Genomic DNA, 6,916 nt, shown 5'->3' on the forward strand with positions numbered 1-6,916 from the left:
TTCCTCCACTAGGGGAAGTTTCAATTAAATTCTGGGGGATTTTTCACTTGACAAATACAGGATGTAAAGGAAATATCTATGCCACTATGAAAGTCTTGTTCTCCAGTAGTTTCATCTTAACTATATGGGATGTAAAGTTATCTCTTGCTAACGCAGCTCTTCTAGCTATAGACCGTTTCATCTTAACTATATGGGATGTAAAGTTGTGTTGCAAGAGCCAAGGCCTTCTGTTATAAGTAGTTTCATCTTAACTATATGGGATGTAAAGTTGATTACATTTGAAATACCTTGAATGGTATTGTAAGCGTTTCATCTTAACTATATGGGATGTAAAGTGAGTTTAGCAATAGAAATAGAATTGATGACCCATATCGTTTCATCTTAACTATATGGGATGTAAAGTTCATTTAAAAACCTTTCTATCTCTGCCTTTAACTGTTTCATCTTAACTATATGGAAATTTCGTGAAAAAACATCAAAATAGAAAGTAAATCAACCAGTTGAAGTATTTCTAGGAAAAAATAGTAATATATTATATAATATATTTATATTACAATCTATACAGTTGGAGAGGGGATAATTGTGTTAAAGATAGAAAATGTATCAAAATCCTATAATAAAGGACAAATTAAAGCGGTTGACAATATAAGTATTCACGCAAAATCAGGGGAGATATTTGGTTTCTTAGGACCAAATGGAGCAGGTAAAACTACCACTATAAAAATGGTAGTTGGACTATTAAAGCCTGACAGTGGAAAGATATATGTAAATGGTGTAGATAATCAAAAAGATTCAATAAAAGCAAAATCATTTATTAGCTACGTACCTGATGCTCCAGAAGTATATGATAGGCTTACTGGAATCGAATACTTAAACTTTATGGCTGATGTTTATGGGGTATCAAAAGAAGAAAGAGCTGAACGCATAGAAAAATATTTAGAAATATTCAAGCTAAAGGATGCAATAAATGACCCAATAAAAAGCTATTCTCATGGTATGCAACAGAAGGTTGTTTTAATAGGAGCATTGATTCATGACCCACAACTTTTTATACTTGATGAGCCTATGGTAGGTTTAGACCCAAAATCAGCATTTGATTTAAAAGAAATAATGAGAAAAAGGTGTGAAGAAGGAAAAACAGTATTTTTCTCAACCCATGTTCTTGAAGTTGCAGAAAAAATATGCGATAGAATAGCTATAATTAATAAAGGTAAAATTATAGCTCAAGGTACAATGGAAGAATTAAAACAACAATCCGTTAATAAAGAATCCTTAGAAAATATATTCTTGGAGTTGACTGAAAAATGAGAGAGTTAATATCACTAATAAAAGTAAATTTAAATGTTAACTTTGGAATATCAGCGATGAAGTATAAATACTTTAAACAAAAAAAGGATTTATGGCAGCCATTAGTGTTTATTTTTGTAATAATGTCTTTAATCCCTACATATGTTCTGTATATTAAATTACTAGAAGGCTTATATAAAGGCTTTGAAATGATTAGCCAAAAAGGGCTACTGTTATTACTTGGTTTTCTATTTTCACAGTTTGTTATTTTTATATTTGGAATACTATATGTAATGGGTAAGTTTTATTTTTCTAACGACTTAAATATACTTATACCACTTCCATTAAAACCGAATAAAATACTAATTGCAAAGTTTGTTACTTTAGTGGTTAATGAGTATATGACTATATTCCCACTTATCCTTCCTGTGTTTACAATATATGGAATAAACGCATCCCGGGGATTACTTTATTGGATATATAGTATTTTAACATTTATTGTTCTTCCTGTTATACCATTAGCTTTATCAACTATATTAGTAATGCTGTTCATGAAGGTTACAAACATAAAAGGGAAAAGAGACTTAATAAGAATTATAGGGTTTGTAGTGATGCTGGTATTAATCATAGGATTACAGTTTGGTATCCAATCTATGAGTAATAATGTAGAAGAAGGTCAAGAACAAGAATATATTGCTCAAATAGCATCTCAAAATGATGTGCTAGTCAAGAAAATGGGTACAGCTTTTCCACCTTGTGTTTGGGCTTCTTTTACGTTAATCAATTCTAATAATTTAAATGGTTTGATTAATTTAGTGCTATTGATAGGAGTTTCTGTATTGGCATTTTATTTAATGGTATTAATAGGTGAAAAAGTATTTTTTGAGGGTATAATTGGAGGACAAGAAACGGTTACAAAGAAAAAGAAGCTGTCAGAAAAAGAATTTAAGAAAAAGACTTCAAAGAAAAATCATCCGATTATCGCCATAATGATGCGAGACTTGAGAATATTGATAAGGACTCCAATATTTATGATGAACTCTATAGGAAGTATCATAGTTATACCAATAGCAATAGCGATACCATTAGTAACCTCTAAAGAAGTTGCTAACTCTTTAATGAGGTATTATACAGTAGACAATCTTCCAATTATAAATCTTGCTATAGTAGCTTTAATTATATTTATTGCTACAAGTGGTGTAGCGTCTACAACTTTTTCTAGGGAAGGTAGAAAATTTTGGATATCTAGGATTATTCCAATTAAAGTAGACCACTTTTTATTAGGTAAAATATTAAGCTGCCTTTTAGTACAGCTTTTTGCTGTTGTTATAATGTTGGGATCGGCTTCTTTTGTTGTAGAACTTGAGATTAGTACTATATTAGTAGTTTTTATATTAGGTCTTTTAGGAAGTATACCGGTTGTTGAAGCAGGTATATTCATAGATATTCTAAGACCTCTTCTTGATTGGGATAATCCACAAAAAGCTATGAAACAAAACTTAAATGTATTATTTTCTTTGCTATTAGGAATATTGTATCTTGTTTTACTTGCAGGAATTGTATTTGTTTTATTTTCATTAAATTTAAAACCAATATTAATTTATACAATATTAACTGTTATCTTTGTAGTTTTATCTATTATATTATTCTTTGTAATAACTCCAATAACTGCTAGTAGATTAGTAAGTATAGAATAGAATTAATTGAATAAATAACTTCTTACTTAAAGATAATAGACTTTAGGACAAAGAAAAATCCTAAAGTCTATTATTTTTTTGGAGGGATAATAATGAGAAATAGAAGAGTAATGGAGCCAATTGTTTCTATAACCGAAAATGTAAAGGAAAGTAAGTCTTTAGAACAATGTTTAAATAACTTACCTATGGAAAGAATCATAAAACAAGGAGATAGGGTTGTTATAACTCCAAATTGGGTTAAAGCAAAGCAACCTAATACAGGAACTGTTGTTGGACCAGATACTTTAGATAAATTGATAAAAATAATAAAAAAATATAAACCTCAAGAAATAATTGTTGCCACTGGTTCAGGTGGAGATGCAACAGATGTGGTTATGCAGTATGTAGGATATGACAAAGTAATAAAAGATAACAACGTAAAATTTATAGATTTGAACTATGGTCCTTATATAGAATTAGAGTTAAATCATAACATCCCAGCAAAAACAAAAATGAATGAATTATATAACAACATGGATGTACTTATGTCATTTACACAATTAAAAATGCATGAGGAAGCTACTATGAGTGCCGGACTTAAAAACATAGCATTAGGCTGGCCTCCTGCTGAAATTCACGGATTTCCTAAAAAAGATTTAGGAATACATGAAGACTTACATAATTTCATAGTAGCTATGGCAGAAAAATTTCCTATAGACCTTACAATAATTAGTGCAGATAAAGCAATGATAGGAACAGGGCCTTCTGATGGTAAGGCAGTAGATACACCGGGATTAATAATTGCAGGAACTGACCCAGTGGCATGTGATACTGTTGGTGCAAGGTTATTGGGATTTTTGCCTCAGGCAGTACACTATTTATATGAAGCATATAAGAGGGGTATAGGTGAAGCTGAACTAAAAAATGTACAGCTAAAAGGAGTTACTTTAGCTGATGCTGAAAATATTTTTACTACAAGAGCTTATGATTATACAGTATCTTTAGATAGTAATGGTATAAAAGGATTTCATGGAAACAAGTAATAGTGTCGAAAAAAGTAGATTTAAATAAATTTTTACACAAATATATCTCTACTTATATAGATTATTAAATATAGTGTGTGTTATAATCACTATTAAGGGATTATAATAAACTGAAGGGATGAAGTGATTTGAAAGAAGAGTTAGTAAAGCCGTTTGTAAAGTCTGGAAAGGAGATTATTTCTCAGGTAGCTAATATAGAAGTAACTCAAAAGGACTTTTACTTTAAAAAAGAGGTTGTCCTAAAAGATAATATTGGAATAATAATAGGAATGACTGGTACATTAAAAGGACAAGTAGTAATTAGTCTTACTGAAGATATAGCAAAAAAAATAGCTTCTAATATGATGGGTGGAATGCCAGTAGCTGTTTTAGATGAAATGGCAAAAAGCGCAATATGTGAATTAGGTAATATGATATTAGGTAATGCAGCTGTAGGTTTATACGATTTTGGTGCATCAGTAGATATAACACCACCAAGTGTTTTACAAGGTAATCATATGGTATATACCTCTTCAAGTCCTGAGATTATGTGTGTACCTTTTGAAATAGAAGAAAATCAAATTGAATTGAATTTATTATTAGAAAAGTAGTACATAAATGAGGTGATAATATGGCTTTAAACATAGTATTAGTAGAACCGGAAATCCCACAAAATACTGGAAATATAGCTAGAACTTGTGCAGCAACAGGTTCTAGCTTACATCTTGTAAGGCCTTTGGGTTTTTCAGTTGATGATAAATATTTAAAAAGAGCAGGTTTAGATTATTGGGATTTATTGGATGTTCATTATTATGATAGCTTTGACGAACTTGTGGAAAAGTATGGAAAAGATAAGTTTTTTTATGCAACTACTAAGGGTAAGTATAGTCATGCCGAAATGGAGTTTTTTGATGAGTGTTTTTTAGTATTTGGTAAAGAAACAGCAGGACTTCCTAAGGAGCTATTAGAAGCTAATAAGGAAAGAACAATGAGGATACCAATGCTTAAAAATGAAAGAGCTAGGTCACTAAATCTAGCAAATTCAGTAAATATTATTTTATATGAAGCATTAAGACAAACAGGCTTTCCAAATTTAATTTAGTTAACGAAAAGTTAACAAAAATAACTTAAACTAAACAAATTTAACATGGATTTAACAAAACTCCCGTCTTTATGTAGTATTATGTATTTACGTGCCATTTAATACAATATAAAGATGGGAGGATTTATTATGGAAATAGCTTTTGGTGTACTTGGTGGACTAGGACTTTTTCTTTATGGTATGAACTTAATGGGCACGGGTCTTCAAAAAGTTGCTGGGGATAGGTTGAAGAAGTTAATTGAGATTTTGACTAATAATAGGTTTATGGGAGTTTTAGTTGGAACTGTTGTGACAATGATAATCCAAAGTAGTAGCGCAACAACAGTTATGACAATTGGATTTGTTAATGCAGGATTGATGAATTTAAGTCAAGCTATAGGTATTATCATGGGGGCTAATATAGGTACTACAATTACTGCTCAGTTAATAGCTTTCAAATTAACAGATATAGCACCGATTGTTGTTGCTATAGGAGTAGGAATTTGGATATTTTCATCAAAAAAGAAAAATAAAGAAATAGCGGAAATACTTATTGGTTTCGGTATACTTTTTGTAGGTATGGATTTTATGGGTTCATATCTAAAACCTTTAAGTAAATCTCAAACATTTAAAGATATTCTAACAAGTTTAAATAACCCATATGTAGGAATTGTAGTTGGATTTGCTTTAACTACTATTGTACAAAGTAGTAGTGCTTCTATAGGATTATTATTAGCTTTAGCAGGACAAGGCTTAATAAATGTAGAAATGGCACTTCCTATATTATATGGTGATAATATTGGTACAACAACAACTGCTCTACTTTCAAGTATTGGAGCGAGTAAGACTGCCAAAAGAGCAGCACTTATGCACTTTTTATTTAACATAATAGGTACATTGCTATTTATTTTTGTGCTACAATTCCCGATTTTAAAACTTGTAGACATATTGGCAAAAAACGATGTACAAAGACAAATTGCCCATGCACATACATTATTTAATGTAATAAATGTTATTGTACAATTCCCATTTGCCGGGTTTATAGTAAAAGCTGTTAAGAGAATAATACCAGGGGAAATAGAGATAACACAAGGATTAAAATATCTTGATTCAAGAATAATTGAGACACCTTCTATAGCAGCTGGACAGGCTTCAAAAGAAGTATTAAGAATGGGTAAAATAGTAGAAAATTCTTTTAAGACATCAATTAATTCTTTCTTTGAAAGAGATGAAAAACTTACGCATGAAGTATTTGAGATAGAAAAACAAATTAATGAATTAGAAAAAGACATAACTAAGTACTTGATAGAACTTACTCATGCACCGTTAACAGATGAGCAACAAGCAACAATAACAACATTGTTTAACACTATCAATGATTTAGAAAGAGTTGGAGACCATGCTGATAATATTGCTGAATTATCACAATACACAATAGACCATAGATTAGAATTTACTGATGAAGCTAAAAAAGAGTTAGAAACAATGTTTAATAAAGTCCAAGAATCATTTAACTTAGCTCTTATGGCATTCAAAACTGCAGATATGGAAATGGCTAAAAAAGTGATTAATTATGAAAAAGAGATAGATAAAATGGAAAAACAGCTTAGAGCAAATCACATTGAAAGATTAAATAAATCTTTATGTCATCCAACTTCAGGAATAGTGTTTTTAGATATCATTAGTAATCTTGAGAGAATAGCAGACCATGCATCAAATATTTCTTTAAGTATTTTAGATGCAATAAAATAGAATTTGAATTTTAGGACAGTCTATTAACGACTGTCTTTTTTTTTTAGTGCGCCCAGCATGGGCGCTTGCTTGTCGGTGAAAGTCCGATGCAGGGGCTG

At 30.5% G+C, this 6,916-nt stretch carries 6 protein-coding genes and 1 CRISPR repeat array; all 6 genes read left to right on the plus strand.

Annotated features, from left to right (window positions below):
* The first annotated feature begins 108 nt into the window (after nucleotides 1-108).
* Nucleotides 109-403: a CRISPR direct-repeat array (repeat unit 30 nt; unit sequence GTTTCATCTTAACTATATGGGATGTAAAGT).
* Between the two features lie 179 nt (nucleotides 404-582).
* Nucleotides 583-1,308: an ABC transporter ATP-binding protein gene (locus tag L21TH_RS01455; protein WP_006307304.1), complete on the plus strand. Its 726-nt coding sequence runs from the start codon at nucleotides 583-585 to the stop codon at nucleotides 1,306-1,308.
* Entirely contained in the window at nucleotides 1,305-2,984 is a 1,680-nt protein-coding gene (locus L21TH_RS01460) for a putative ABC transporter permease subunit (protein WP_006307305.1), read from the plus strand. Before L21TH_RS01455 ends, L21TH_RS01460 begins: the two co-directional genes overlap by 4 nt.
* A 92-nt stretch (nucleotides 2,985-3,076) precedes the next feature.
* Complete coding sequence (locus L21TH_RS01465) at nucleotides 3,077-4,006, plus strand: DUF362 domain-containing protein (protein WP_006307306.1); 930 nt, start codon at nucleotides 3,077-3,079, stop codon at nucleotides 4,004-4,006.
* Between the two features lie 128 nt (nucleotides 4,007-4,134).
* A complete protein-coding gene (locus L21TH_RS01470; protein ID WP_006307308.1) occupies nucleotides 4,135-4,596 on the plus strand; it encodes a chemotaxis protein CheX in 462 nt (153 codons plus the stop codon).
* Between the two features lie 20 nt (nucleotides 4,597-4,616).
* Nucleotides 4,617-5,087 (plus strand): tRNA (uridine(34)/cytosine(34)/5-carboxymethylaminomethyluridine(34)-2'-O)-methyltransferase TrmL, encoded by a 471-nt coding sequence (gene trmL, locus L21TH_RS01475; protein WP_006307309.1) that lies wholly within the window; start codon nucleotides 4,617-4,619, stop codon nucleotides 5,085-5,087.
* Between the two features lie 129 nt (nucleotides 5,088-5,216).
* Nucleotides 5,217-6,818 carry a Na/Pi cotransporter family protein gene (locus L21TH_RS01480; RefSeq protein ID WP_006307310.1) on the plus strand — a complete coding sequence of 534 codons (1,602 nt, stop codon included), beginning with the start codon at nucleotides 5,217-5,219 and terminating at the stop codon, nucleotides 6,816-6,818.
* Nucleotides 6,819-6,916 lie beyond the last annotated feature (98 nt).

Source organism: Caldisalinibacter kiritimatiensis (assembly GCF_000387765.1).
Lineage (GTDB): Bacteria > Bacillota > Clostridia > Tissierellales > Caldisalinibacteraceae > Caldisalinibacter > Caldisalinibacter kiritimatiensis.

What these genes read in the sequence shown, in the direction of transcription:
- L21TH_RS01480 (WP_006307310.1), top strand. Translation starts at nt 5,217, where the DNA reads ATGGAAATAGCTTTTGGTGTACTTGGTGGACTAGGACTTTTTCTTTAT.
- trmL (WP_006307309.1), top strand. Translation starts at nt 4,617, where the DNA reads ATGGCTTTAAACATAGTATTAGTAGAACCGGAAATCCCACAAAATACT.
- L21TH_RS01460 (WP_006307305.1), top strand. Translation starts at nt 1,305, where the DNA reads ATGAGAGAGTTAATATCACTAATAAAAGTAAATTTAAATGTTAACTTT.
- L21TH_RS01465 (WP_006307306.1), top strand. Translation starts at nt 3,077, where the DNA reads ATGAGAAATAGAAGAGTAATGGAGCCAATTGTTTCTATAACCGAAAAT.